This window comes from Leucobacter musarum subsp. musarum (genome assembly GCF_001273845.1).
In the GTDB taxonomy this organism is placed as follows: domain Bacteria; phylum Actinomycetota; class Actinomycetes; order Actinomycetales; family Microbacteriaceae; genus Leucobacter; species Leucobacter musarum.
In genome coordinates this window covers 59,683-85,087 of sequence record NZ_JHBW01000066.1, presented here as the reverse complement: position 1 = coordinate 85,087, position 25,405 = coordinate 59,683, and the positions used below count along the sequence as shown (strand labels likewise).

Annotated in this window: 25 protein-coding genes; 5 read left to right on the top strand and 20 right to left on the bottom strand. The window is 67.8% G+C overall.

The window, feature by feature from the left end:
- Positions 1 to 32 precede the first annotated feature (32 nt).
- The 3 genes from CH42_RS05090 to CH42_RS05080 all read left to right on the top strand — a co-directional run bounded on the left by CH42_RS05090 (position 33) and on the right by CH42_RS05080 (position 3,004).
- Positions 33 to 1,211 carry an extracellular solute-binding protein gene (locus CH42_RS05090; RefSeq protein ID WP_053352132.1) on the top strand — a complete coding sequence of 393 codons (1,179 nt, stop codon included), beginning with the start codon at positions 33 to 35 and terminating at the stop codon, positions 1,209 to 1,211.
- 83 nt (positions 1,212 to 1,294) lie between these two features.
- A complete protein-coding gene (locus tag CH42_RS05085) occupies positions 1,295 to 2,179 on the top strand; it encodes an ABC transporter permease (protein WP_053352131.1) in 885 nt (294 codons plus the stop codon).
- 15 nt (positions 2,180 to 2,194) lie between these two features.
- Positions 2,195 to 3,004 (top strand): ABC transporter permease, encoded by an 810-nt coding sequence (locus CH42_RS05080; RefSeq protein ID WP_053352130.1) that lies wholly within the window; start codon positions 2,195 to 2,197, stop codon positions 3,002 to 3,004.
- A 51-nt stretch (positions 3,005 to 3,055) separates the two neighbouring features.
- Here CH42_RS05080 and CH42_RS05075 read toward each other — a convergent pair whose 3' ends face one another.
- The 7 genes from CH42_RS05075 to CH42_RS05045 all read right to left on the bottom strand — a co-directional run bounded on the left by CH42_RS05075 (position 3,056) and on the right by CH42_RS05045 (position 10,433).
- Entirely contained in the window at positions 3,056 to 4,294 is a 1,239-nt protein-coding gene (locus tag CH42_RS05075; RefSeq protein WP_239683952.1) for an iron-containing alcohol dehydrogenase family protein, read from the bottom strand.
- Entirely contained in the window at positions 4,291 to 5,784 is a 1,494-nt protein-coding gene (locus CH42_RS05070) for an aldehyde dehydrogenase family protein (protein ID WP_053352129.1), read from the bottom strand. The genes CH42_RS05075 and CH42_RS05070 overlap by 4 nt, the downstream gene beginning before the upstream one ends.
- A 26-nt stretch (positions 5,785 to 5,810) precedes the next feature.
- Entirely contained in the window at positions 5,811 to 6,917 is a 1,107-nt protein-coding gene (locus CH42_RS05065) for a mandelate racemase/muconate lactonizing enzyme family protein (RefSeq protein ID WP_053352128.1), read from the bottom strand.
- Between the two features lie 9 nt (positions 6,918 to 6,926).
- The gene (locus tag CH42_RS05060; protein ID WP_053352127.1) at positions 6,927 to 7,868 is read right to left on the bottom strand and encodes a glycine betaine ABC transporter substrate-binding protein; all 942 of its coding nucleotides are present in this window, start codon (positions 7,866 to 7,868) and stop codon (positions 6,927 to 6,929) included.
- Positions 7,869 to 7,961: 93 nt separating this feature from the next.
- Complete coding sequence (locus tag CH42_RS05055; protein WP_053352126.1) at positions 7,962 to 8,738, bottom strand: ABC transporter permease; 777 nt, start codon at positions 8,736 to 8,738, stop codon at positions 7,962 to 7,964.
- Positions 8,735 to 9,775: an ABC transporter ATP-binding protein gene (locus tag CH42_RS05050; protein WP_239683951.1), complete on the bottom strand. Its 1,041-nt coding sequence runs from the start codon at positions 9,773 to 9,775 to the stop codon at positions 8,735 to 8,737. The genes CH42_RS05055 and CH42_RS05050 overlap by 4 nt, the downstream gene beginning before the upstream one ends.
- A complete protein-coding gene (locus CH42_RS05045; protein ID WP_239683950.1) occupies positions 9,768 to 10,433 on the bottom strand; it encodes an ABC transporter permease in 666 nt (221 codons plus the stop codon). Before CH42_RS05045 ends, CH42_RS05050 begins: the two co-directional genes overlap by 8 nt.
- Positions 10,434 to 10,573: 140 nt before the next feature.
- Here CH42_RS05045 and CH42_RS05040 point away from each other — a divergent pair, with 140 nt between their 5' ends.
- Entirely contained in the window at positions 10,574 to 11,464 is an 891-nt protein-coding gene (locus tag CH42_RS05040; RefSeq protein WP_053352125.1) for an IclR family transcriptional regulator, read from the top strand.
- A gap of 23 nt (positions 11,465 to 11,487) precedes the next feature.
- Here the strand turns inward: CH42_RS05040 and resB are convergent, their stop codons facing one another.
- The 6 genes from resB to CH42_RS05010 all read right to left on the bottom strand — a co-directional run bounded on the left by resB (position 11,488) and on the right by CH42_RS05010 (position 17,677).
- Positions 11,488 to 13,152, bottom strand: a complete 1,665-nt coding sequence (resB, locus tag CH42_RS05035; RefSeq protein WP_053352124.1) for a cytochrome c biogenesis protein ResB — start codon at positions 13,150 to 13,152, stop codon at positions 11,488 to 11,490.
- The gene (locus tag CH42_RS05030; RefSeq protein ID WP_053352123.1) at positions 13,136 to 13,879 is read right to left on the bottom strand and encodes a cytochrome c biogenesis CcdA family protein; all 744 of its coding nucleotides are present in this window, start codon (positions 13,877 to 13,879) and stop codon (positions 13,136 to 13,138) included. Before CH42_RS05030 ends, resB begins: the two co-directional genes overlap by 17 nt.
- A 3-nt stretch (positions 13,880 to 13,882) precedes the next feature.
- Entirely contained in the window at positions 13,883 to 14,530 is a 648-nt protein-coding gene (locus CH42_RS05025) for a TlpA family protein disulfide reductase (RefSeq protein ID WP_053352122.1), read from the bottom strand.
- A complete protein-coding gene (locus CH42_RS05020; protein WP_053352121.1) occupies positions 14,527 to 15,171 on the bottom strand; it encodes a histidine phosphatase family protein in 645 nt (214 codons plus the stop codon). The genes CH42_RS05025 and CH42_RS05020 overlap by 4 nt, the downstream gene beginning before the upstream one ends.
- An 80-nt stretch (positions 15,172 to 15,251) precedes the next feature.
- Positions 15,252 to 16,598, bottom strand: a complete 1,347-nt coding sequence (locus tag CH42_RS05015; protein WP_053352120.1) for an LLM class flavin-dependent oxidoreductase — start codon at positions 16,596 to 16,598, stop codon at positions 15,252 to 15,254.
- Between the two features lie 2 nt (positions 16,599 to 16,600).
- Positions 16,601 to 17,677, bottom strand: a complete 1,077-nt coding sequence (locus CH42_RS05010) for an LLM class flavin-dependent oxidoreductase (RefSeq protein WP_053352119.1) — start codon at positions 17,675 to 17,677, stop codon at positions 16,601 to 16,603.
- A 190-nt stretch (positions 17,678 to 17,867) separates the two neighbouring features.
- Between CH42_RS05010 and aspS the strand changes: the two genes are divergently transcribed.
- Positions 17,868 to 19,211, top strand: coding sequence for an aspartate--tRNA(Asn) ligase (aspS, locus tag CH42_RS05005; protein WP_075205243.1), 1,344 nt, complete (start codon positions 17,868 to 17,870; stop codon positions 19,209 to 19,211).
- A gap of 66 nt (positions 19,212 to 19,277) precedes the next feature.
- On the opposite strand, the gene CH42_RS05000 is transcribed toward aspS, so the two are convergent.
- From CH42_RS05000 to CH42_RS04970, 7 genes are all read right to left on the bottom strand, one after another.
- Positions 19,278 to 19,829: a hypothetical protein gene (locus CH42_RS05000; RefSeq protein ID WP_156322469.1), complete on the bottom strand. Its 552-nt coding sequence runs from the start codon at positions 19,827 to 19,829 to the stop codon at positions 19,278 to 19,280.
- Positions 19,826 to 21,094 (bottom strand): signal peptidase I, encoded by a 1,269-nt coding sequence (locus CH42_RS15915; protein ID WP_075205242.1) that lies wholly within the window; start codon positions 21,092 to 21,094, stop codon positions 19,826 to 19,828. Before CH42_RS15915 ends, CH42_RS05000 begins: the two co-directional genes overlap by 4 nt.
- Before the next feature lie 54 nt (positions 21,095 to 21,148).
- Positions 21,149 to 21,796 (bottom strand): SipW-dependent-type signal peptide-containing protein, encoded by a 648-nt coding sequence (locus CH42_RS04990; protein WP_053352116.1) that lies wholly within the window; start codon positions 21,794 to 21,796, stop codon positions 21,149 to 21,151.
- A 6-nt stretch (positions 21,797 to 21,802) separates the two neighbouring features.
- Entirely contained in the window at positions 21,803 to 22,384 is a 582-nt protein-coding gene (locus CH42_RS04985) for a SipW-dependent-type signal peptide-containing protein (protein ID WP_053352115.1), read from the bottom strand.
- Between the two features lie 176 nt (positions 22,385 to 22,560).
- On the bottom strand, positions 22,561 to 23,559 hold the full coding sequence (locus CH42_RS04980) for an NADP-dependent oxidoreductase (protein ID WP_053352114.1): 999 nt from the start codon (positions 23,557 to 23,559) through the stop codon (positions 22,561 to 22,563).
- A 51-nt stretch (positions 23,560 to 23,610) separates the two neighbouring features.
- On the bottom strand, positions 23,611 to 24,357 hold the full coding sequence (locus CH42_RS04975) for a class I SAM-dependent methyltransferase (protein ID WP_239683948.1): 747 nt from the start codon (positions 24,355 to 24,357) through the stop codon (positions 23,611 to 23,613).
- On the bottom strand, positions 24,354 to 25,364 hold the full coding sequence (locus CH42_RS04970) for an NAD(P)/FAD-dependent oxidoreductase (protein ID WP_053352113.1): 1,011 nt from the start codon (positions 25,362 to 25,364) through the stop codon (positions 24,354 to 24,356). The genes CH42_RS04975 and CH42_RS04970 overlap by 4 nt, the downstream gene beginning before the upstream one ends.
- Between the last annotated feature and the right edge of the window lie 41 nt (positions 25,365 to 25,405).

Below are 25,405 nucleotides of genomic sequence, written 5' to 3'. Positions count from 1 at the left end.
CCACCCGATCCACCGTCTACGAAGGAGTAACGATGCACACCAAACTGCTCGCCCCCGCGGCCCTCATCGCCGCGGTCGGCCTCGCCCTGTCGGGCTGCGCCAGCACCGGAGGCGGAGACGCCGAAGCCGGAGGGCTCTCGATCGATGTTCCGGAGGTGCCGATGATCGACACCCTCGGCGATACCGAATCCGAGCTCAACATCGTCGCCTGGTCGGGGTTCGTCGAGCCCGCGTGGACCGACCAGTTCACCGCCGACACCGGCTGCACGGTCAACCGCAAGGTTGCCGCGACCAGTGATGAGATGGTGCAGCTGATGCGCACCGGCGAATACGACCTCGTCTCGGCGTCGGGCGACGCCAGCCTGCGACTCATCGTCGACGGCAACGTGCAGCCACTCAACACCGAGCTGATCCCGAACTTCGGCGACGACATCGTCGAGGGCATGAAGGGACAGCTGTACGACACGCTGAACGGCAATGTCTACGGCATTCCGATCGGCCGAGGCGCGAACATTCTCGAGTACAACTCCGAGGTCGTCACGCAGGAGCCCACGAGCTGGGACGTGGTGTGGGAGGCCGACAGCCCCTACGCTGGCGAGATCGCCGCGTACGACAGCCCGATCTACATCGCCGACGCCGCGATTTATCTCATGGCGACCCAGCCTGACCTCGGCATCGAGAACCCCTACGCGCTCGACGACGAGCAGTTGGCCGCCGCAACCGAACTGCTGAAGCAGCAGAACGGCATGGTGTCCGAGTACTGGTCGCCCGCGACCAACGTGACCTCGTTCACCGGCGGCAATTCGGTGGTCGGCACCTCGTGGGAGGTGCTGCGCAAGGCGACGCAGGAGGACAAGTTCAAGAGTGTGCTGCCTGAAGAGGGCTCGACCGGGTGGTCGGATGCGTGGATGCTCGCGACCGATTCCGAGAGCCCGAACTGCGCGTACGCGTGGATGGACTACACGAGCAGCCCCGAGGTCAACGGGCAGATCGCGATGAACTTCGGCATGGCCCCGGCCAACGCCGCATTCTGCGAGACCAGCGATGAGGCGCGCGAGCACTGCGAGTACTACAACGCGACCGACGAGGAGTACTTCAAGAAGGTGTGGTTCTGGACCACCCCCATCGATCAGTGCCTCGACGGCCGCACCGACGTGCAGTGCACGAACTACCAGGACTGGACCAACGCCTGGGCCACGGTGAAGGGCTAACCCGCCCCGCCGCGGGTGGTCGGGGCGCACGCCGGCCCGACCACCCGCTCTTTCCGATCCACGACCGTCAGCGAGGACCCATCGTGTCGCACACGCCCACTCTTGAGCGCCGCTCCAAGCCCGTCTCCACTGCTCTGCACCGCCACCCGCGCGGCCGGCTCGCCGCGCTCCTCACGCTGCCGATGGCCTGGCTCGTCGGCGTCTACATCCTGTCGCTGGCGCTGCTGCTGCTCACCGCGTTCTGGACCACCGACCCCTTCACCTCGCGCGTGAAGCCGGGCTTCACCCTCGACAACTTTCAGCAGCTGATCACCGTGCCGGCGTATCTCGCCACGGCGCTTCGCACCCTCGGCATCGCCCTCGCGGTGACGGTGATCTGCGCGGCGGTGGCGATCCCACTCGCCGTCTTCATGGCGAAGGTCGCCGGCCCCCGCCTCCGCGCCGTGCTCGCGGTGCTCGTCACGCTGCCGCTGTGGGCCGGGTACCTGGTCAAGATCATCGCGATGCGCCTCGTCTGGACCGACGAGGGCTTCTTCAATTGGGCGCTGTCGCCGTTCGGCATCGAGGGGCCCGGGTTCGGGGTGCTCACGGTCGTGCTGACCCTGGTCTATCTCTGGTTCCCGTACATGGCGATTCCGGTGTACGCCGCGGTGTCGCAGATTCCCGCGAACCTGTTCGACGCCTCGTCCGACCTCGGCGCGAGCGGCGCCCGCACAATTCGCACGGTCGTCGCCCCGTTGCTGCTGCCCGCACTCGTCGCGGGCTCCATCTTCACGTTCTCGCTGAGCCTCGGCGACTACATCGCCGCCATGTACGTCGGCGGTTCGACGCAGATGATCGGCAGCATCATCGCGCAGAACATCAACTTGAACCCGCCGCTTGCCGCCGCGTTCTCGTTCGTGCCAATCGTGCTCGTCGTGATCTACCTCGGCCTCGTGCGCCGCACCGGCGCGATCAACAATCTCTGACCCGGGAGCCCAGCCATGCTTCGACTCAATCGTTCGACCCGCGTCGCGCTCACCGTCATCACGGTCATCGCGCTGGGGTTCATGTACATCCCGCTGTTCGTGATCGTCATGAACTCGTTCAACTCCGGCCGCGTCTCGGGCTGGCCAATTCCCGGGTTCTCGCTCGAGTGGTGGGGCAAGGCGCTCACCAACCCGGCGGTGCACGCCGCCCTGCTCAACTCGGTGATCGTCGCCGCGGTCGCCACCGCATTTGCCCTGCTGCTCGGCACCCTCGCCGCCTTCGCGTTGCAGCGATTCCGCTTCTTCGGGCAGCAGACGGTGAACCTGCTCATCGTGCTGCCGATCACGCTCCCCGGCATCGTCACCGGTGTCGCCCTCTCGAACACGTACTTCCAGGTGCTCAAGCCCATGGGCATCAACGTCGGCTACTGGGGCATGATCATCGCGCACGCCACGTTCTGCGTGGTCATGGTGTTCAACAACGTGATCGCGCGTCTGCGTCGCATGCACCCGAACCTCGAGGAGGCGTCGATGGATCTCGGGGCCGGCATCGGCCAGACCTTCCGGCTCGTCACGTTTCCGCAGTTCCGGAGTGCCTTCATTGCGGGCGGTCTGCTCGCCTTCGCCCTGTCGTTCGACGAGATCGTCGTCACCATCTTCACGGCACCGCCCGGCGTCGAGACGCTGCCGCTATGGATCATGAACCAGATGGCGCGCCCCAACGAGGTCAACCAGGTGAACGTGGTCGCTACGGTGATGATTCTGCTGTCGCTGATTCCCGTCTACTTCTCGCAGAAGATGTCGGCCGTCGGCGACGCGAAGTAGCGACGAGCCCGGGCTCGGTCGCGGTGACGACTCGGGCCCGGGCCGAACCCCTCAGCTGTGCAATGCGGCGCGCAGGATCGCCACCACGTCATCCGCGGTCGGCTGCACGGGCGCATTCACCGTGACCGCGTCCGCGAGCGTGTCGACCGCGAGCGAGGGCAGGTCGGCCTCGGTCACCCCGAACTGCGCGAGCGGGGCCTGCAGCCCGATCTCGCGGGCAAAGCCGACAATGCGATCAACGGCGGCGGCCGCGTTCGCCGCGGTGTCGACGTCGGTACGCCCGACGCCGAGCGCAAATGCGACGCGGGCGAGCCGCTCGGTGCGTGCGGGCAGCGTGAAGGCGAGCACGCCCTCGATCACGAGCGCGAGTGCGAGGCCGTGCGGAATGTTGAAGCGCCCGCCCAGGGGGTGCGCGATGCCGTGCACCAGGCCGAGTCCGGTGTGCGAGAACCCGACGCCGGCGACGTGGCTCGCGAGCAGCAGCTCGGAGCGCGCTTCGAGATCGGAGCCGTCGCTCACCGCGCGGGGCAGGTACGTCGACACCGTCGAGATGATCTGCAGCGCGATGCCGTCGGAGTAGGGGTTCGCGCGCACCGAGAGATACGACTCGAGCGCGTGCGTCAGGGCATCGAACCCGGTCGCTGCTGTCGCGCCCGCGGGGAGCCCGATCGTGAGTTCGGGGTCGAGTACGGCGGCCCGGGCCAGCGCGCTCTCGTGCCCGACGTAGAACTTGCGGTGAGCGTCGACATCGGTAATCACGCCGAACGCGTTCACCTCGGCACCAGTGCCAGCGGTGGTCGGCACTGCGACAATCGGCAGGGCGGATGCCGCGAACGGCGTCGCGTAGTCGAGTGCGATGCCGCGCTCCGGATTCACCGCGCCGAGCGCGATGCCCTTCGCCGCGTCGAGCGACGAGCCCCCACCCACGGACACGATCGCCTGCGCCCCGATTGCGGTAGCGAGATCGCTGCCCGCGTCGAGATTGAGCGTGGTCGGGTTGGGCGTGACTTCGCCGTAGACCTCGATGGCGACGCCCGCGGCGTCGAGCGACGCACGCACCCGCGCGACGATGTCGGATGCGGCGAGATATGGATCGGTCACGATCAGCGCCGACCGGGCGCCGAGCCCGGCAACGATTGCGCCGATCTCAACGACTCGCCCGCGCCCGAAGTAGGCGATGGGCTTCGGGTCGAGGGTGAGTTCGGTCTCGACGAGAGGCCGAGGCAGTGGCGCCAACCGGCTGGCATCGGTGATCACGGGCGTCGAAGGCGCCGAATTCGAGGTGGTCACAGGTCTCCTCCGAGGTCGATCCAGGTGGTCTTGAGTGCGGTGTAGCTGTCGAGCGCGTGGAGTGAGCGGTCGCGGCCTGATCCGGAACCGCCGAAGCCCCCGAACGGCGTGATTACGTCGGCGACGTCGAAGGTGTTCACCCAGACGGTGCCGGCGCGCAAGCCGCGCGCGATGCGATGCGCCGTGGTGAGATCGCGGGTCCAGACGCTGGCCGCGAGCCCGTACTCCGAGTCGTTGGCGACCCGCAGCGCTTCGGCGGCGTCGGCGACGCGGATGACGGTGAGGGCCGGCCCGAAAATCTCTTCGCGGGCGACTCGACTGGCGTTGTCGACTCCGGTGAAGACGGTTGGGCTGACGTAGTAGCCGCCGTCGAGCCCATCGAGACGCACGCGATCGCCGCCCCACACCTCGGCTCCCTCGCCGCGCGCCACATCGACGTACTCGAGCACGCGCTGCAACTGCGTCTCGCTGGCGATCGTGCCGATCTGCGTCGATTCGAGCAGTGGGTCTCCCTGCACGAGCTCCGACCCGATGCGCTGCACCGCCGCGACGAGTGCGTCGGCCACCCCATCTTGCACGATGAGCCGACTGCCACCGTGACAGGTCTGCCCGGCGTTGTAGAAGATGCCCCAGGCCACCGCGCTCGCACAGGCCTCGAGGTCGGCCACGTCGTCGAGCACGATCTGGGGCGACTTGCCCCCGAGCTCGAGCGACACCTGCTTGCCGTTCGACTCCCCCGAGTAGCGCATGAATTCCAGGCCCACCCGGGGTGACCCGGTGAACGCGATTTTGTCGACGCGGGGGTGGCGGCCGAGCGCTTGGCCGGCCACCGCGCCCAGGCCCGGAACGACGTTCAGCACGCCGGCCGGCACCCCCGCGTCGTGCGCCAACTCCGCGAGCTTCAGCGCCGAAAGGCTCGTGAGCTCCGCCGGTTTCAGCACCACCGAGTTGCCTGCGGCGAGCGCGGGCGCAAGCTTCCACGACGAGATGATGAGCGGGTAGTTCCATGGCACGACGGCACCGACCACGCCGAGCGCCTCGCGGGTGACGAGCGCGAGCGCCTGCTCGGGGGCCGGGGCGATCTCGTCTGAGACCTTGTCGAGCGCCTCGGCGTACCAGCGGAACACCCGAGCCGCGTTCGGCACGTCGACCCGCAGCGAGTCACCGATCGGGTGCCCAGAGTCGAGCGACTCGAGCAGCGCGAGCTCGTCCAGGTGCTCGAGCATCAGGTCGGAGAGCCTGACGAGCACGCGCTGACGCTCACGACGATCGGCTCGCGACCACACCCCGGAGGCGAACGCGCGCGCGGCCGCCTGCACGGCGTCGTCGACATCGGCCGCGCTCGCGCTGCTCACCTCGGCGATCGTCGATCCGTCGCGCGGGGCGACGGTGGCGAAGACGGCGTCGCCCTCAGCGGCGCGGAACTCGCCGTTGATGAACAGGCGAGTCTCGGGTCGCAGGGCGGCGACGGCCGCGATCCAATCGGTCATTGCAGTGGGCTCCTTCGTCAGGTGGGTCAGGCAATGGTGAAGCGGGCGACGGCGTCGTGATCGATTTTCGCGCCGAGACCCGGGGTCTGCGGCACGAGCAGATCACCCGAGCGGTCGATCATGAGCGGCTCCATGAAGAAGTCTCGCCGCTCAGGGGTCCATCCGGGCGGATCGAACGGGAACTCGAGATACGGGCCGGCATCGACGCCGGCGGCGACGTGCAGGTTCGCGAGCAGACCGAGCCCGTTCGACCAGGTGTGCGGGGTGAAGAACCGGTGCCGCAGGTTCGCCGATTCGGCGACCTGCCGCGCCCGGTACATGCCCACGGCGAGCGCGACATCGGGCTGGTAGATGTCGTACGCATCGGCCTCGATCAGCGCGACCATCTCGGGCATGCTGCGCACCATCTCGCCACCACTGACCTGAATGCCGGTTTCGGCGCGCACGCGGCGCGCCCCGGTCACATCGACCTGCGGCAACGGCTCTTCGAGCCACAGCACCCCGAGCTCGTGCAGTTCCGCAGCGAGGCGCTGCACCTTCGCGAGCGGCAGCGCAGCGTCGATGTCGCCCGACATGCGCCACATCTGGTTGAGGTCGACCATGAGATCGAAGTCGTCGCCGACAGCCTCGCGGGCTGCCCGCACCGAGGCGACGCCCTCGGCGAGGCGATCCCGAGCAATGCGAATCTTCATCGCGCGGAAGCCCAACTCGCGTGCGGCCAGCGCCGATTCGGCGCGCGCCTCGGGGGCCTTCAGCTCACCGCTCGAGGCATACGCCGGGAGGCGATCCCGCGCACCGCCGAACAGCACGCTGACCGGAAGCCCGGCGACCTGGCCGATGATGTCCCAGAGCGCCGCCTCCAGCGGCCAGTACCGCCCGCCATGGAAGTTGATCGTCTCGATGCGGCGCACCTGGTTGAGGATCTGCAGCGGATCGGTGCCGATGAACAGGTGCTCGAAGGCTTCGAAGCCGTCCATGGTGTCGCCCGACCCGTACCCGACGAGCCCATCGTCGGTGCGCACGGTTACGAGCGTGGCGGTGAACTCGGTGCGGGGGTCCGGATCCCACGCCGCGTTGAAGGGCGGGTCCAGGGGCTGGACCATCCGGGTGAGGGTGATGGAGGTGATTTTCATCGATGCGCCTTAGATGAGTCCCTGGTCGGTGAGGAAGTCGATCGCGACATCCTGCGGATCTTCGCCGTCGACATCGACCTGCGCGTTGAGCTTCTGCATCTCTTCGGTGGTGAGCAGCGGCGTCAGCTCGCCCACGATGTCGGCGATCTCGGGGTACTCGTCGAGTGTCGACTGCTTCAGCGTGAACGCGCCCTGGTAGGCGGGGAAGAACTGCAGATCGTCTTCCATCACCACGAGATCGAGCCCCGGGATGCGCCCGTCGGTCTGGAACACCTCGCCGAAGTTGCAGTCATCGCCCTTCGCCGTGGCCGAGTAGATCACGCCGGTGTCGAGCAGTGCGACATTCGAGTCAGGCACGTCGAAGCCGTAGGCGGCTTTGAGCCCCGGCCAGCCGTCATCGCGCGTCGAGAACTCGCTCTCCACGCAGAATGTCTGCTCGGAGACGGGCAGCTTGGCGACGTCGCTCAGCGTCTTGACACCGAGCTCCTTCGCCTTGTCCGCGCGAATCGCGAAGGCGTACGTGTTATTGAGCGCTGCCGGGTCGAGCCAGGCGATGCCCTTCGCCGCGTCGGCCTCCTTCGTGGCCTCGAACTGCGCCTCGGCGCCCTTCACCGGTTCGGTGTTGCCGTTGTAGGTGATCCACGACGTGCCCGAGTACTCCCAGTACCCGAGGAACTCGTCGTTCTCGAGCGCTTGGCGCACGTTGGCCGACCCGACGAGCTTCGTGTTGGCCTCGACGTCGGCGCCGTGCGCGTTGAGCAGCTCGGTGGTGAGGTGGGCGAGAATGAACTGCTCAGCGAAGTCTTTCGCGCCGATCTCGCCGGTCAGGCCCTCCAATTCAGTGCCCTGGGAGCCGGCACCGCCGCCTCCCCCGCTCGAGCAGCCCGTGAGCGCGAGCGCTCCGGCCGCGGTGAGGGCGAGTGCTGAGAGCAGTGCGCGTGAGGTCTTCATCTGTTTTCTCCTTCGAAAGCGATTGCGTGCGGGGTGCGACGGTGGGTGCCGTCGCAGGTGGGTGGAAGCGAGTGGGGGCGATCCCGGGCGGAATCACACGCCCTTGGGAGTGAAGAGGTCTTCGGCGATGCCGGCGACCCAGTCGATGAGCAGCGCGATGCAGGCGACGAGCACCGCACCCACCGCGAGCACGGGGTAGCGCTGCAGCTTCAGGCCGTTGACGACCATGTCGCCGAGCCCGCCCGCGTTGATGAACGTCGCGATCGTCGCGACGCCGACGCAGAAGACGAGCGCGGTGCGCAGGCCCGAGAGAATCACGGGCACCGCGAGCGGCAGCTCGACGCGCCAGAGCACCTGGAAGCTGGTCATGCCCATACCGCGCGCCGACTCGCGCACGCTGGCGTCGACCTGCTGAATGCCGATCATCGTATTGCGCAGCGCCGGCAAGAAGGCGTAGATCACGAGGGCGACGAGCGCGGTGGTGTAACCGGTCTGCCAGACGATGGCGAGCAGGATCACCACGCCGACCGCGGGCACGGCCTGCCCGATGTTCGCGAGGCCGAGCACGATCGAACGAAACACCTTCGACGGCGACTTCGCGAGCAGCACGCCGAGCGGAATCGCGAGGAGAGCGACGAGTGCCGAGGCGACCACCGTCAGGCTGAGATGCTCACCGACCCGCAGCATGATGTAGTTCCAGTTGAGCGTGCGCTGCTCGATCGAGTCGAGCTCGAGCGACGACACCCAGAGCAGCAGGAGACCGAGGATCACGGCGACGACGAGCGGCGTCGTGAACCGTCGCAGCGAGATTCGGCGGCGCACCGGCTTGGGTGCGAGGCCGATCACCTGCGTCGCGGATGCCACGCTCATGACGACGCTCCCGCAGTGCGCCCGACACCGCCGGGCAGTTCTCCGCCGAGCGCAAGCGAGATGCGCTCGACGGTCAACGACCCCGCGATGCCGCCGCGCTCGTCGACCACGTTGACCGCGTCGCGGCCCGAAAGCACCAGCGCATCGATCGCGTCGCGCAGGTTGCCGGCGATCGGCACCTCCAGGGCTCCCGCCACCGCGGGGGCGAACCCGGTCTCGTGAATCGGAATCAGGGCGAGTCGCTTGAGCGCCGCCCCCTGGCCGATGAACGAACCGACGTATTCGTTTGCGGGCTGCGCGAGGATGCGGGCCGGGGTGTCGAACTGCTGAATCTGGGATCGTTCGGAGAGCACCGCGATGCGGTCGCCCAGCTTGATCGCCTCGTCGAAGTCGTGCGTGACGAAGATGATCGTCTTGCCGATCGACTCCTGCAAGCGCAGGAACTCGGCCTGCAAGCGCTCGCGTGTGATGGGGTCGGTGGCACCGAACGGCTCGTCCATGAGCATCACGGGCGGATCTGCGGCCAGAGCGCGCGCGACGCCCACGCGCTGCTGCTGCCCGCCCGAGAGCTGCTTCGGGTAGCGGCCCGCGAAGATCGACGGGTCGAGCTGCACGGTGTCGAGCAATTCGTCGACCCGATTCGCGATGCGCTTCTTGTCCCAGCCTAAGAGCTTCGGCACCACCGCGATGTTTTCGGCGATCGTCATGTGCGGAAACAGGCCGATCTGCTGGATCACGTAGCCGATGTGACGCCGCAGCTCATTCGGGTCGAGCGACAGCACGTCGCGCCCGTCGATGCTGATCGACCCCGACGTGGGTTCGATGATGCGGTTGATCATCTTCATCGTGGTGGTCTTGCCGCAGCCCGAGGGGCCGACGAAGACGATGAGTTCGCCCGGATCGATGCGCATCGAGAACTGGTCGACGGCCGCGACCTCCTGGCCGGGGTACTTCTTGACGACGTTGTCGAGTACGATCTCGACGCCCGAGGCGTTCGAGGCGATCTGCGTGATGCCGGTGGCGGTCGATTCAGGCACGGAGCCCCCTTGAAGTCGTGTACTTGGTGACGATGACGAAGATGCCGTCGACGATGAGCGCGAGCGCGGCGACACCGACGGTGCCGGTGAGCGCGAAGTTGAGTGCGTTCTTCGAGCCGAGGCTCGAAAGCCCCTGGAAGATGAGCTGACCGAGGCCGGGCCCGGCCACGTAGGCGGCGATCGCGGCGATGCCGATGGTGAGTTGGGCGGCGACGCGCACCCCGGTCAAGATGATGGGCCAGGCGAGGGGCAGCTGCACGCTGATCAAGATCTTCATGGGCGACATGCCCATGCCCTTCGCCGACTCCATGATCGCTGGTGGCACCTCGCGCAGCCCGACCGCCGTGTTGCGCACGATCGGCAGGAGCGAGTAGAAGACCAGCGAGAACACGGTCGGCGTCCACCCGAGCCCGAAGACCGGGGTGAGCAGTGCGAGGAGCGCTAGCGACGGAATCGTGATCGCGACGCCCGCGGCGGCGATGACCAGCGCACGCGGCATCGGGCGGTTCCACACGGCGACGCCGAGGAGCACCCCGAGCACGGTCGCGATCAGCAGGGACATCCCGACCACGGCGAGATGCTCTCCCACGAGTTCGAGCACGTCGTCCCACCGGCGACTCCAGAATGTGAGCAGCCCGTCGAAAGTGAATGCGTCCACGTACGCCACTCCTCTCTCTCATCGTTGAGTTGGTTTCGAGCACGTTACGGCGGTACCTGGACTGTAATCGCGATGATGTCGTTTCGACAAGTTGGGTTGTGCATATGGCAACATTCGCGAAATCGTTCTAGTCTGTCGCCATGACCGAGTCATCCGTACCGCGCCGCAACGCCTCAGGCCTGCGCCGCGATCTCGACCTCCTGGAAGCGCTCACGAGCAGCGAGGCCCGCAACGGCCTCGGGGTCACTCGCCTTGCCGAACTCACCGGCCGAGACAAGGGTCAGGTCTCACGCACCCTCGCCACGCTCGATGAGGCTGGGTTCGTCGACCGAGATGCCGAGACCCTCGTCTACACGCTGGGGTCACGCATCTTCTCGCTCGCCGCGCAGACGGCCGAGGCTCGACTCGTCAAGACGAGCGCCCCGTACCTGCGCCGGGTCGTCGCCGCCACCCACGAGACCACCCACCTCTGCGCCCTGCGCGGAGGCAGCGTACTCACTCTCGCCAGCGAGATCAGTGAGCACGCTTTCCGGGGGCTCGGATGGGAGGGCGTGCGAACATCAGCCTGGCGCACCTCATCGGGGCGCGCCCTGATGAGCGATTGGAGCGACGAGGAGCTGGGACGTTGGTACCACGCCCACATCGCCGACGAGGTCGAGCGAACCCGAAACCTCGCGAACGCAGACGACTTCGGGGCCGAGCCGGCCGACCCGGCGGCACAGGTGCCGCTCATGCAGGCACCCGCACCTCCACCCGAGAAGTTGCGGGTGACCGACCTGCGCAGCTTTTTGACCGAGATTCATCGCGTGCAGCAGCAGGGCTTCGCCACCGTTGATGAGGAGTTCGAAGCGGGAGTGGTCGGTGTCTCAGCGCCCGTGACTGACTTTCGCGGCAAGGTCGTGGCCGCAATCAACATCAGCGCACCGAAGAGCCGCCTCGGTACCAACCTGCAGCGGGCCGGCGCCTACTCGGCGCACGTCGCCGCAGAACTCTCGCGCGCGCTCGGGGCGGGTGATCCGACCGCGGGATAAACGGCGCCGGATCACCCGGCCCGTTACAAGCGGTCGCGGTGCCGGTCGCGCAGGTCTTCGACCGCGCGCTCGAGTGCAGGATCGTCGCCGCGAGCGAGCGCTGCGTACTGCAGCACCACGCCATCGTCGCTCTGCACGGCTTTCACCCACATGCGTCGGCGCGGCACGAAGAGCGACCACACGAGACCGCCGAGCGCGAGGAGCGCGAAGACGAGCACGTACGTCTGAGCCGGATTGCGCATGACGTCGAACGAGGCGTAGCGCGGCACGTCGTCGAGCGTGATCGTGCCCATGCCGTTGGGCAGATCGGTCGTCTTGCCCGGAGTGAGCTCGATCGAATCCTTGTCGACGGCACGGCCGGTCAACTGCTGCATATCGGTCGTGTCGAGCGAATATACCGATCGCGGAATGCCACCGTCAATGCCCAGGTCGCCCTCGAAGACGTCGAGCGTGAGCACGGGGTTCTCAAGATCGGGATAGTTCGACGTGTACGCGCCCGTGTCGAGGTCGGCCTTCGTCGGGTAGAAGAACCCGCGCAAACCGATCTGCACGTTCTTGCCGTCGTCTTGCAGCCCGAACGGCACCTTCACTACGCCGAGCGAGAGCATCGTCATGTTGTTCTGGGGAATGAACGGCATCGCCTCGCTGTAGACGACCGTGCCCTCGGCGTTCTTGATCGTGATGCGCGGGGCGTACCCGTTGGCGATCAGGTAGATCGGCGATCCGTGCACGCGCAGCGGGTGGTTCACGCGGATCGTCTCGGGCGACTCGTCACCGGTCTCGGGATCGATGAGCTGCAGGTTCGCGGTGTAATCGCGTACCTGTCCGATGGCGTGCGTATTGCCGTCGTCGGGAGTGACGTAGGTCACGTCGAGCGAATCCAGCGTGAGACCGAACGGATCGAGGCTGGAGGAGTCGAACCCGCGGCCGGTGTTCACGGTGTCGTAGTCGATGAGCTGGTTCACCATCGTCTCACCCTCGACGAGCACTTTCTGTCCGTTGAAGGTGAAGACCCCGCCGACGCCGACAGCGATCAGCACGCCAAGCAGCGAGATGTGGAAGATCAGGTTGCCCGTCTCGCGCAGGTAGCCGCGCTCGGCCGACACCGAAACGGTCTCGACACCGCGGCGCGAGGTTCGCTGAATCTCGGTGCGATACCGCGCCTTTCGCAGCACGCGCGAGGCCTCCTCGATCGCACGCTCGGCGAAGGCGGCGCGATCTTCGGCGCTCGCTTCGGGGTTCGAAACCCGCACTTCGGAGAACCCGGCCATGCGCTGCAACCGGGCCGGCGTCTTGGGCGGGGTGCCCCGCCACGCCTTCCAGTGGTGGAAGATGCGGGGCAGCACGCAGCCGATGAGCGAGATGAAGAGCAGCAGATAGATGGCCGAGAACCAGACCGACCCGTAGACGTCGAACGCCTGAATCGGGAAGGCATCGAGCACGGGGAAGAGCTTCGGGTGATCGGACTGATACTGGATCACGCCGTTGGGGTCGGCGCTGCGCTGAGGCAGCAGCGAACCCGGAATGGCGGCGACCGCCAGCATGAGCAGCAGCACAAGTGCCACGCGCATGCTCGTGAGCTGACGCCAGAACCAGCGCGCCCAGCCCTTCACGCCCAGTTCAGGCGACTCGATGCGGCCGGCCCCCCCGGCCCCGGTGCCGTCGTCGTAATCAGATGGGCGTGACATAGCCGCCAATCACCGCCTGCAGTGCGTACATCATTTGGCTCCAGAGGCCGGTCACCATGAGGAGACCGATGAGGATCAGCAGCCCGCCGCCGATCAGGTTCACGGCACGGATATGCCGTTTGAAGAATGTCATCGTCTGCGTCAACCAGGTGAAGCCGAATGCCGCAAGGATGAAGGGCAGGCCCAGGCCGATGCAGTACGCAATCGCGAGCACGACGGATCGACTCACCGACGCCTGCTGCAGGCTCAGGCCCATGATCACCGCGAGCGTGGGCCCCATACAGGGGGTCCAACCGATCGCGAATACCGCGCCGAGCAGGGGCGCTCCGGCGAGACCGAACTTCGGTTTCACGCGCATCTTGCGCGTGGTCTGCATCTTCGTGAACAGACCGATGAACACGAGCCCCATGACGATGATGACCACGCCCATCACGCGCGTGATGACCGGTTCCCACTGAGTGATGAACACTCCGACGGTGCCGGCTGCCGCCAGGATCGCGACAAAGACCGCCGTGAAGCCGAGCACAAACAGCACGGAGCCGAGCAGCACGCGGCCGCGCGGTGACTTCTCGCCCGGTGCCGAGCCGGCCGTCGAGCCGACGTATGCGAGGTACCCGGGTACGAGCGGCAGCACGCACGGCGAGAGGAACGAGAGCAGCCCGGCCGCGATTGCGATGAGCGAAGCGACGAGCAGCTGCCCGTCGGCGACGATTCCCTGCAGATCCACCGGCTACTGCTCGGTACTACCGGAATCGGCGGCAGCCGCGTCGTCGCCCGATTCGGCGAGGGTCTCGTCGATCAGGGTGCGCAGTTGGGATTCGCCGGCGATCTGCCCGAGTACGCGGTGCGCGACGCGCCCCTCGCGATCCAGCACCAGCGTGGTCGGCACGGCGTTCAGCGGGACCTGGCCCGCGAAGGCGCGCTGCACGGAACGGCCGCCCGCATTGTCCATGATCGAGGGGTACTCGATGCCGAATTCGAGCGAGAACTGCTGAGCCTGGGCCACCTGATCGCGCGTGTTCACTCCAACGAACTTCACGCCCTGCGACGAGAACTCGTCGTAGTTGGTGACGAGGTCGGGAGCCTCGACGCGGCAGGGCGCGCACCCGGCGTACCAGAAGTTCACGACGGTGACCTCGCCGAGCGTGTCCGCGGAGCCGTAGGTCGCACCGCTCTCGTCGACTCCCGAATACTCCACGGCCTCAGCGCGCTCAGACACGGGAATACTGAGCGTCGAACCGTCGCCCTCGATGTAGCCCTTGCCGCTGCCCTCGCGGTACTGAGAGGCGAGGTCGCTGCCCTCGGTGCTGCACCCGACGAGGGTGAACGCGACGGCGGCGGTCAGTGCGAGTGCGGTTGCGGTGCGTCGCAGGCTCATACGGCTCCTACATCTACGGCGTCGTCGAGCAGGCCGGCGGCGGGGGTGCGGTACTCCACCTCGAACCAGCGCTCGCCGCGCCGTTCGAAGGTGGTGATGCTCGACAGGTCGCACCGTCGCGACGCGGGATTGTGGAAGAGCGGCTTGCCAGCGATATCGAGGTGGGCCATCCAGATCGGCGACTGGTGCGACACCATCACGATGTCGCCGTCGCGGGTCGAATCCCATGCCGCATCCATCGCTTCGCGCACGCGCGCGGCGACCTGGCGGTAGGGCTCGCCCCAGCTCGGGCGGAACGGGTTCCAGAACCGGTGCCAGTAGCGCGGCTGCTTGAATGCCGCATCGGGGCCGGAGTTGACGAGCCCCTCGAACGCGTTGGTCGGCTCGATGATGCGGTCTTCGGTCGCGATCTCGAGGCTGAGCGCGCTCGCGATGGGGCGCGCCGACTGCTGTGCTCGTTCGAGCGGCGAGGCGTACAGCTTCGACACCTTGCGGTCGCTGCCGGCGAGTTCGAGCGCGGCCGCTTCGGCCATCTGGTGCCCGCGTTCAGACAGGCGGAAGCCCGGAATGCGTCCGTAGAGCACCCGGTCGGGGTTATGGACCTCGCCATGGCGCACCAAATGCAGCAGTTTGTCGCTCACGGGTCCATTCTACGTTCGCCGTATCTGGGAGTTCGGGGCGGCGGATCACCGGGCGCCCGGGCGCCCCGAACTCCGACGGGTCAGGGCAGTTCGGGATCGAGCCCGAGGTGCTCGCGCAACGAGGCGCCCGCGTATTCGCTCGGGTAGACGCCGCGGCTCTGCAGTTCGGGCACGAGTCGGTTCACGATGTCGTCGAGACCGGTCGGGCTGAGGTAGGGCGTGATGTTGAAGCCCGCCACGACGCGTCGCTCGGCGTAGCGCTGCAGGTGGTCGGCGACGGTCTGCGCGCTGCCGACGAATCCCGTGAGGTCGTTGCCGCGCGCGGCGTGCTCGATCACGAAGTCGCGGATGCTGAGGCCTCGGTCGGCAGACTCGGCGCGCCACTCGTCGGCCAATTGCTTGGCCTTCGCGTTTTGGAAGGCGCTGCCGCGGGTCACGCTGGAGGTCTGCTGCACGGGATCGATATCGGGCAGGGGGCCGTCGGGGTCGTACGCGCTGAGGTCGGTGCCCCAGAACTGCTCGAGGTACGCGAGCGCCGTCTGTTCGGTGACCTGGGCTCGCCGAATCTCGTGCAGCTTCTCGTGCGCCTCCGCATCGCTGTCGCCGATCACGATCGTGACGCCGGGGAAGGGCAGCACCGAGCCCGAGCGGCGCCCGCGCGCGACCGCGCGACGATCGATGTCTGCGCCAAACTCGACTGCTCGCTCGTACTGCGTCGCGCCGGTGAAGACGAGGTCGGCGTGCTTTGCGGCGAAATCCCGACCCTCCGCGGAGTCGCCCGCCTGAATGAGCACCGGTCGCCCGCCGGGCACGAGCGGCAGGGCGCGTTCCAAGTCGAGGTCGAAGAACTCGTTGCGCACCTGCAGCGGCAGGCCCCCCTCGGTCTCTGCCGCGCGCCAGATCGCTTTCACCGCCGTCACGAACGCGTCAGCGTTGCGATAGCGGTCGGCATCGGCGACGAACCCTCCGCGCCTGAAGTTCTCGCCCGTCCAGGCGTTGTGGGTCGTCACGATGTTCCACGCAGCGCGACCCCCGCTGAGATGACTCAGGCTCGCGAGTCGATAGGCGAGGTCGGCGGGGTCATTGAAGGTGGTGCTCTGCGTGGCCGCGAGGCCGATGCGCGAGGTCACCGCGGCGAGCGCGGCGAGCTGCGTTTGCGCGTCCGGGCGGCCGACGACGTCGAGATCGTGCAGGTGACCGAGGTGCTCGCGCAGGCGCAGCCCCTCCCCCAGGAAGAACGCAGCGAACACCCCGCGCTCGGCGGTCTGCACGACGCGGCGGAACGATTCGAACGCGACGTGATCACCCGACTCGGGCCAGTGCCAGATCGTCGAGAAATTCACCCCCTGGAAGAAGACGCCGAATTGAATCTGCCCGGGTGTCGCGGCTTCGTGGGGTGCCGCGGCGGTGTCGTGTGTGGTGGTCATGCTCAGTAGTTCCCCTCGTTCGCGAAGGCGTTCTGCGCCGCGGGGAGGCCGAAGACCTCTCGGGCGGTGGTGTGGAGCGGGAGCTGAGGTATGCCGACCCCGGCCGCGATCAGCGCAGGCACGACCTGGTGCTGCACCTCGTCGAGCTCGTCTGCAGTGACCGCCGGAATGAGCCGCACGCCGTCGACGTGCGCGGCGAGCGCAACGAGACGCTGCACGAGCTCGTCGGCCGTGCCGACGAAACGCTCAGCGGGGCCTGCCGCCCACGGGCGTGCGGTGTCGAGACGGGCGAGGCGATCCCGCGCCGATTCACCTCGGGTGTCGAGCACGATCTCGAGGTCAACGATCACCCGTGCGGCGCCGTGAGCCCGGGCGGTCGCGGCGTCGGCGGCCACCGTATCGCCGCCGGGAATGAGGATCGCATCAGCATCGACCCCGGTGGAGGATGCGAGCGGTGCGAGCACCGGAAGCTGCCCCTGCGGCGGTCGCGGCGTGATCGCGGGGCCTTTCACCGAGAACGAGCGGCCGGTGAAGTCGGCGTAGTGCAGCTTGTCACGGTCGATGTACCGGCCTGTCGGGAAGTCCGTGATGACCGCGTCGGCCTCCCAGGTGTCCCAAATGACACGCACCGCGGCGACCACGTCGACGAGCTCGTCCGCGAGTTCGTCTTCGGCAAGCGCGTCACGGCCGAATTGCCGCGCAGCACGCTGCGAGTTCTCGCCCGAGACCAGCCAGCCGCCGCGGCCGCCCGCCGCGTAGTCGAGGCTCGCGAGCTGGGTCGCGGTGTGAAACGGCTCGACGAAGGTGACCGGGATTTCCGGGATCAGAGCGATCCGCGACGTGCGCGGCCCGGTGAAGGCGGCGAGCTGCACGGGGTCGAGTCGGGCGCCGGCTCCCGTCGGCGGCAGGTGCGCGCCGGCGAGCGTGGCGAAGGCGAGCCCCGCCGTTTCGGCGCGGCCGATCGCGTCGGGCACCCGCGTGGCGTCGTCGTGCGCTGCGACGGCGGAACTCGGGTCTGCGGCTGCCGGGTGAGACCCCCGGCCGTCGATATGGATGCCGACGATGAACGGTTGCCCCACTGCGATCCTCCTGCGCTCGATGCTCAGTACGCGCGGGTGCGCGTCGCATGCCCCATCACATTACTGATCTCTATGGGTGGCATTCACGAATGTTGCGCACCTTGACGCGTGCGAGGATCACCGAGCGCCCCCGGGCGAATGCGAAACCGGGGGTACAGGTGCGTGTGGGCGCGACGGCTAGACTGTCGGGGTGACTGAGCGTGTATTGATCAAGGATCTGGCCGCCCGCGAAGACGGCACCGTCCGCGTTTCGGGGTGGGTCGAGAAGGTGCGCGACCAGCGGTACGTGCAGTTCGTCGTGCTTCGCGACGAAACCGGCGCCGTGCAGCTGGTGAATGGCGGCGTGCTGCGCGAGCCCGACCCCGAGAATCCGCGCTCCGACATTCTGGTGCCGCGCACCACCACCATCTCCGAGCTGACGCAGGGCACCTTCGTCACGGTCGTGGGTCAGCTCGAGCACAACGAGCGCGTGAAGCTCGGCGGCGTCGAGATCCAGATCGATGAGATCGAGGTCGTCGCCGCATCGCTCCCCGACAACCCCGTCGCCGGCGACTCGGGCATCGACGTGCGCCTCGACTGGCGCTTCCTCGATCTGCGCCGCCCCGAGCAGAACCTCGTGTTCCGCGTGCAGACCGCGTTCTTGCACGCACTGCGCCAGGTCTGGGTCGACCGCGGCTTCATCGAGATCCAGACCCCGAAGCTCATGGCCAGCGCTTCCGAGTCGCGCGCCGAACTCTTCGAGGTCGAGTACTTCGAGGGCAAGGCGTTCCTCGCCCAGAGCCCGCAGTTCTTCAAGCAGATGGCTCAGGCGGCCGGTTTCGGCGGCATCTTCGAGGTCGGCCCGGCGTTCCGTGCCGACCCCTCGTTCACCTCGCGTCACGCGACCGAGTTCACCTCGGTCGACACCGAGCTGAGCTGGATCGACTCGCACGAAGACGTCATGGAGCTCCACGAGGAGCTCATCGTTGCCGGCCTGACCGCAGTCAAGGAGAAGCACGGCGAGGAGATCCAGAAGCTCTTCGGCATCGAGGTCGAGGTGCCGTCGCGCCCGTTCCCGCGCATCCCGCTGGCCAAGGCCAAAGAGATCGTCAAGGCGGAGGGCTACGAGGTGCCGCGCGCCGACGCCGACATGGACCCGGAGGGCGAGCGCCGCATCGCCGCGCACGTGCAGAAGAAGTATGGCCACGACTTCGTCTTCCTCACCGACTACGACGCGTCGATTCGCCCGTTCTACCACATGCGCAACGCCGAGAACCCGCAGCTCACACAGAGCTACGACCTCATCTACCGCGGCACCGAGATCTCGACGGGCGCTCAGCGCGAGCACCGCATCGAGGTGCTCGAGGCGCAGGCCGTCGAAAAGGGCATGGACCCGGCAGAGCTCGGCTTCTACCTCGACTTCTTCCGCTACGGTGTGCCGCCCCACGGCGGCTTCGGTATGGGCCTCAACCGCGTGCTGATGCTGCTGCTCAAGCAGCAGTCGATCCGCGAGGTCACGTACCTGTTCCGCGGCCCGAACCGCCTGCTGCCGTAATCGCGCAGCACCGGTGCACGGCGCCACTCCGCTTCGGCGGGCGGGCGCCGTTCGCGTTTACGGGGATTATGTTGCCGGAGTCATCGTGCAGGTTGCCTGGAACAAGCCGAGTACGACCCATTGCCCGGTGACAGCGCGAGTTCCAGACGTCCACCCGCTCGCGTGACGGGTCTGCACCTGTATGGTGCGACTCGCTCCGAGCGTCACACTCAGTAGTCCGCCTGAGATCGTCGTTTCATACACTCCCCCCGCGGCAGCGACCGTGCGTAGTTCACTTCCCACGGGAGTGAATGTGGACGATGCCGCAACCGGGTTCGCCGCGCCGGTGTAATTCACCAGCACGTCGGTCAGAGCGTATCCCGCGGGCAATCGCCATCGGATTGTGAGTGTCGACGCTCCAAGGTTGAGCAGAGATCCAGTCACCCCACACTCGCCACCATAGGGCGGCATCGGAACGGTCAACGCGGTGAACGTGCCCGATGCGACTTCCGGGTCACTCCAGGTCGCCTCGGTCGCTTGCGGTTTCGGGGCGAGTACGAGCGCCCCGAGGGCGAGCGCAACGACCCCTGCGGCGATGCGGGTGCGCATCGCCCGGTGCCGGATCCCCTCGCCGCTCACGAGCCACCCGCCGATCGGCGTCGGCGCATGAACGCCGCAACGCCCGCGACCCCGAGCCCGGCGGCCACCCCGCCGACGCCGAGCAACCACATCGGCGACGCATCCGCACCGGTGACCGGAATGGTGCCGATGGGGCCGGGCGACGTGGAGACGACGTCGCTTCCGCCTGACGCCCGCATCGTCAGTGCGACGGCACCGCGAGCGGCCTTCGGAATCGACGCCGTCACGAGGTACCACTGCTCTTCGGCGCTCTCGAGTTCGGCGACGGGTACCGCGGGCGCCGCGATCTCGACCCGACCATCGCCGCCGACCGGGGTTTCGACCCCGGAGCAGGCGTCGCCGCTCCACTGCACGCTGCAGCCGCGTACGTTCAGCTCCAGCCCGAGCTCCTGAGACCCCGCCGATTCGAGCGACACCTGCACCGCGCCGGGGTCGAGCGAATCCACCCGCACACCGATCTGCCACAGCACCGGAACCCCGGGTCGCATCGAGGCCATCTCATCGGCGTCCCCGATGGAGGTGAGTGTGATGTGCGCGCCGCGCTTCACGACCGGCACGGGTGAGGGGTCAGCCGCCGACTCGGCATGCGCCGGCACCGTCGGCGCGAATGCGAGGGCACCAACGACCAGCACCGCACCGATGACGGGGGCCGCTGCTGCGCTCACGCGATCCGGCACCCGCGACGGGGATGCTTTGGCGTCGGCGACGGGCTGCTCGGGCTCGCCGTGACGCGGCGCTCCGCCACCCTCACCGCGGCCACGCTTCGCACGCTTCGACTCGCGTGGCCAGAACGCCCAGGTCACCAGCACCGACGCGCCCACCGTCAGCCCGCCGAGTACCCACGGGTTCGCGAACCAAACGACGACGTGCGCCAGATACGGCACCGAGGCGATCACTCGGCGCACCTCGGTCACGGTGTACGGCGACGGATCCTCCGCATCATTCGCGTCGCCCTTCATGGTGATCGTGCGCCCGTCACCGTCCCCTTCGACCGAAGTGACGCGGTGCGTCACCGGCAACATGCCGGGACGATCGACCGTGAGTACGTCGCCGACCTCGATCTCGCTCGCGGGAATTTCGCGCACGACGGCCAGCGAACCCGCCGGAATCGTCGGCGACATCGACCCTGTCTTGAACATGATCAGCGTCACGTGGAAGAAAGTCGCGAGGAGCACCAGCACGATGCAGACGAGCCCCGCGAACGCCGCGATGTTCAGCAGCATGCTGCCGATCACTCCCCCTGCGGTGCGCTTCGTGCCGGTCATCTCCCCCTCCTTCACCTGGTCGTCCCCGGTACCGCCCCGGTCACTCTGTTTCGACTACGAGGTCGACGTGGCGGTGATCGTCCACGCGAGCGTTGCGTTCAGCCCCTGTGCGGCATTGGCGGTGCCCGCGGGCAGCGTGACCGCGATGCAATATGCAGCGGCATTCGCTCCACCCGCAGACAGCGCCTGAGTTGCGGTCGGCGCAGTGGTCAGCGCACTGTTCGCCGCGACGATGTTCCCCGTTCCGAACGTCGTCGCGTTGCAGGCGGTGCCCGCGGCCGGGTCGATGGTGCTCACCCCGTAGCGCAGGTATGTGCCGAGCCCGCTGCCCGTCACCGTCGGCGCGGCCATGAGTGCCGTGCCGCCCACGTTTGTCGCGGTCGTCGTCTTCACCGTGTACTTGGCGTAGGTCGTGACCCCCGGCGACATGCCGGTGGGCGTTGCCACGAACGTCAACGCGGCTGCGGTTGCTCCCGTTGCATGCTCGGAGAAGTTCGTGCCATCAGTGGATCCGATAATGCCGAAAGTACTCGCGGTGAACGTAGCTTGCGCGTACTCGCTGTCTGTCCAGGCGGCGAGGGTCAGCGTGCTGCCCACCCCGAGCACGAGCGCTCCGGCGAGGAGCGCCCGTACCCGAGTGAACCAGTTCGCGGATGCCCTCCGCCGACCCCGAACTCGCGTTCGCTGGTTTCGGCGGAACACGATGACCTACAAGACAGCGCCGGAGGTGGCGTTGAACGTCCAGGTGAACGATCCGGTCGAGGCGGGCGCCAGCGTCGGGCCCGCCGTCACCTGGAAGCACAGGTAGGTCGGCGTCGTCACCGCGGCGAGCGAAAACGATGCACCATTCGAGTTCGTACCGGCGGCGTAGGTCGTCGCGTTGCACGTTGCGCTGGTCGTGTAGACGTACGAGGCCGTAGTGCCCACGATTGCGCTCGAATTGTCTTGTACCACCGCGACCGTTGCCGCGTTCGTCGAACCGGTCTTCAACTGCACCGCGAACGGCGCGTAGACGACACTGCCCGGAGCGAGCTTGTCGGCGCCGACCTGGAAACTCAGGGTCGCCGGGGTGCCCGACGTCGGATGATCCGCCCACGTCGTGCCGTTCGTCGATCCCTCAATACCGAACTGTCCGCTGGCAAAGATGCCGCGCGCCCATTCATTGTCGGTCCAAGCCGCCAGCGTGATCGCCGCCCCGACTCCGAGCACCAGGCCGCCGGCGAGAACGGCACGAACTTTTGTCCATCCCCGGCGCGGCTTCGTCGTCGCTTCCACGTGTTCAACAGACATCTGCACTACCCCCTTGTACGCGCGCCGACATCCTTCCTATGTCAGCACTATGTTCCGAGCGTACTGCGAAGCCATGAAATACAAAAGGGCTTGCCAAAATTCGGAGAATCGTCTGAAATAACGCTCCGCACTTCGGCAAGCCCGATCGGTGTGACGGCGCAGGGTGCGCCGTCCGGCTACTGCCCGAGAGCGTCGGTGACGAGCACGAGCTTGCCCGTGGTGCGGTCCGTCTCGCCGGCCGCGTGCGCCCGCGCCGCTTCCACCAGCGGGTAGGTCTCAGCGATCGTCGCGCGCAGCGCCCCCGATCGCACGAGCTCCGCAATGCGTTCGAGATCGTGGTGCGACGAGTCGACGAGCATGCGCGTCGCGCGAACCCCGAGTCGCTCGGCCTCGGTGAAGAACTCGTCGGAGCCCGCCGGCAGCGTCGACACGACGATGCCCCCGGGGCGCAGCACCCGCAGCGAACGCAACGACGTGTTGCCCCCGATGGTGTCGAGCACCACATCGACGCCTGAGGCCACCTCATCGAACTCCTGGGTGCGATAGTCGATCACCTCATCCGCACCGAGACTCCGGAGAAACTCGTGCTTGGCCGCACTCGCCGTGCCGATAACGTGCGCGCCGGCAGCCTTCGCGATCTGCACCGCGACATGGCCGACCCCACCTGCGGCGGCGTGCACGAGCACACGCTGCCCCTCTTCGAGGTGCGCGTAGTCGTGCAGCGCCTGCCACGCGGTCAGTGAGACAAGCGGCAACGCCCCAGCCTGCACGTGGTCAATCTCGGCAGGCTTGTGCGCGAGCACCCGCGCGGGCACCGCGACCACCTCCGCATGCGTGCCATGCCCGAACGGGTACGACACCATGCCGAACACTTCGTCGCCGACGGCGAAGCGCGCGACGCCGATCCCGGTCGCAATCACCACGCCCGACACGTCCCAGCCAAGCACGAAGGGCGGGTCGCCCAGAAAGCCGCCGGTGCGGCGATGCTTCCAGTCGGTCGGGTTCACTCCGGCCGCGTGCACGCGCACCAGCACCTCGTTGGGGCGGGCCACCGGCACTGCGACCCGCTCCGGGGTGAGCACATCGGGATCACCGAGCGCCGCCTGTGTGATCGCGATCATGGTGGGGTGCTCAGTTGTGGCTGCGTGCCGGGACTGCGTCGATTCAGAGGCCATGCCCCAACGATCGCGCAGACCCGGCCGCGAGGCAACGGGGGCGCGGTCCGTTCACCGACGGCGTACCGAGACGACCGAATCCAAAAAGTTCGACGGAGTGCCATCGGGTGCGCGACCTTCGCGTTCGCGCACCTCCGCGACCTCGATCTCCCAGTCGCTCGAATCGAGCGCCAGTGCCGCGAGATCCTGTTCGGGGGTCGGGAAGTCGCCGCCGTGCCCCGGAGCCCAGTCGGGGGCCGAGGCGTGCGCGATAGTCACCACCCGCCCACCGGGGGCCACGCTGCGCGCCGCCGCCCGCAAGATGCGCTCGCGCGGCAGCTCCACCGGCGACTGGAAGAAGCTCGCCGTCACCAGGTCATACCCCTCGCGATCGCGCGCGTCGTCGAGACCATCGATGCGTGCGGGATCATCAGCCCACTCCCCGAGGTCCGCGGCGATGAATCGCGCAGCATCGAGGCCACGCTCGCGTGCAGCGGCCCGTGCTCGCGCCACCGCGTACTCCGAGAGGTCGATGCCGGTCGCGTTCCACCCGTGCTCGGCGAGCCACAGCACGTCGCCGCCCTCGCCGCACCCGAGGTCGAGCGAGCGACCCGGGCGCCAATCGGCGGCCAACTCACCCAGGGCGTGATTCACGTGCCCCGACCAGATACGGTCGTCACCGCCGTAGCGCTGCTGCCAGAATGCGACGGGGTCAGTCGGGGCATCGGTGTCGGCGCCAGGTACCCCGTGCGCCCCCGCACCTTGCACGTGATGACGGTGGCCGTGTTGGTGATCCGGCGCCGACTGCTGCTGCGTCACTGCGCGATCTCCGCTGCGGCGAGCGCGAAGTCTTCGTCGACCAGGATCGCGTTGACGGCGGCACCGGCCATCACTCCGGCTGCCATCGACGCCGGTACCGTGGCCATCGGATTCGTCACGTTGCCGGCCGCCCAGATGCGCGGGTGGCTCGTGCGCTGCATCATGTCGATCTCCAAGAACGACCCGACGATCGTGTCGGTGCGTGCGAGGTCGAGGTGCGCGACGAGGCCGTCGTGGGGACGCAAGGTGCCCGCAGTAAACGCTGCGTCGAGCGGGTACTCGCGGCCGTCGGCGGTGCGCACGGCCGTGAGCTGCGCACCGTCGCCGATCACCTCGACCACCGGCTCGGCGACGAGCTGCACGCCGCGGCCGCGCAGCGCGCGCTCCGTATCGGCGTCGAGCACACTCGTACCCGTCTCGTCGACGAGCCCGGCCGTGAAGACGGTGACGTCGTCACTCCACTGGCGGATCAGCTTGGCCTGGTGCAGCCCCAGCGGCGACGTCGTAATGACCCCGAGGCGCTGCCCGCGCACCTCCCAACCGTGGCAGTACGGGCAGTGCAGCACCGACGTGCCCCAGCGCTCGGCGAGACCCGGGATCGCGGGCAGCTCGTCGGTGACGCCGGTCGCGAGCACGATGCCGCGGGCGCGCACCGTCTCGCCGCCGTCGAGCTCGAGTTCGAGCAGGGCTCCGGGGATGGCGGGGTCTGCGGCCGCTGCTGCTGCGCTTCCGACTCCCGGGGCGTCGATGTTGCGCACCGCATGCACCGTGGCCTCGCGAAACTCCACGCCGTAGGCCTCGGCCTCGGCACGGCCGCGGGCGACGAGCTCGCGCGGCGGCGTGCCGTCGAGCCCGAGCACGTTGTGCATCTGGTGGGCAAAGCGGTTGCGGGGTTGAGCGGCGTCGATCACCAGGGTGCGTCGCAGGGAGCGGCCAAGGGCCTGGGCGGAGCTGAGGCCGGCGGCGCTGCCGCCGATGACGATGGCGTCGTAGAGTTCGTGGGTCATGCTGACAGTGTGCGGGGCAATGTGCGATACTTGCAATCTCG

Coding starts and splice junctions, on each gene's coding strand:
- CH42_RS05090 (WP_053352132.1), top strand. CDS start 33: ATGCACACCAAACTGCTCGCCCCCGCGGCCCTCATCGCCGCGGTCGGC.
- CH42_RS05080 (WP_053352130.1), top strand. CDS start 2,195: ATGCTTCGACTCAATCGTTCGACCCGCGTCGCGCTCACCGTCATCACG.
- CH42_RS05070 (WP_053352129.1), bottom strand. CDS start 5,784: ATGACCGATTGGATCGCGGCCGTCGCCGCCCTGCGACCCGAGACTCGC.
- CH42_RS05065 (WP_053352128.1), bottom strand. CDS start 6,917: ATGAAAATCACCTCCATCACCCTCACCCGGATGGTCCAGCCCCTGGAC.
- CH42_RS05060 (WP_053352127.1), bottom strand. CDS start 7,868: ATGAAGACCTCACGCGCACTGCTCTCAGCACTCGCCCTCACCGCGGCC.
- CH42_RS05055 (WP_053352126.1), bottom strand. CDS start 8,738: ATGAGCGTGGCATCCGCGACGCAGGTGATCGGCCTCGCACCCAAGCCG.
- CH42_RS05040 (WP_053352125.1), top strand. CDS start 10,574: ATGACCGAGTCATCCGTACCGCGCCGCAACGCCTCAGGCCTGCGCCGC.
- resB (WP_053352124.1), bottom strand. CDS start 13,152: ATGTCACGCCCATCTGATTACGACGACGGCACCGGGGCCGGGGGGGCC.
- CH42_RS05025 (WP_053352122.1), bottom strand. CDS start 14,530: ATGAGCCTGCGACGCACCGCAACCGCACTCGCACTGACCGCCGCCGTC.
- CH42_RS05015 (WP_053352120.1), bottom strand. CDS start 16,598: ATGACCACCACACACGACACCGCCGCGGCACCCCACGAAGCCGCGACA.
- CH42_RS15915 (WP_075205242.1), bottom strand. CDS start 21,094: ATGACCGGCACGAAGCGCACCGCAGGGGGAGTGATCGGCAGCATGCTG.
- CH42_RS04985 (WP_053352115.1), bottom strand. CDS start 22,384: ATGTCTGTTGAACACGTGGAAGCGACGACGAAGCCGCGCCGGGGATGG.
- CH42_RS04980 (WP_053352114.1), bottom strand. CDS start 23,559: ATGGCCTCTGAATCGACGCAGTCCCGGCACGCAGCCACAACTGAGCAC.
- CH42_RS04970 (WP_053352113.1), bottom strand. CDS start 25,364: ATGACCCACGAACTCTACGACGCCATCGTCATCGGCGGCAGCGCCGCC.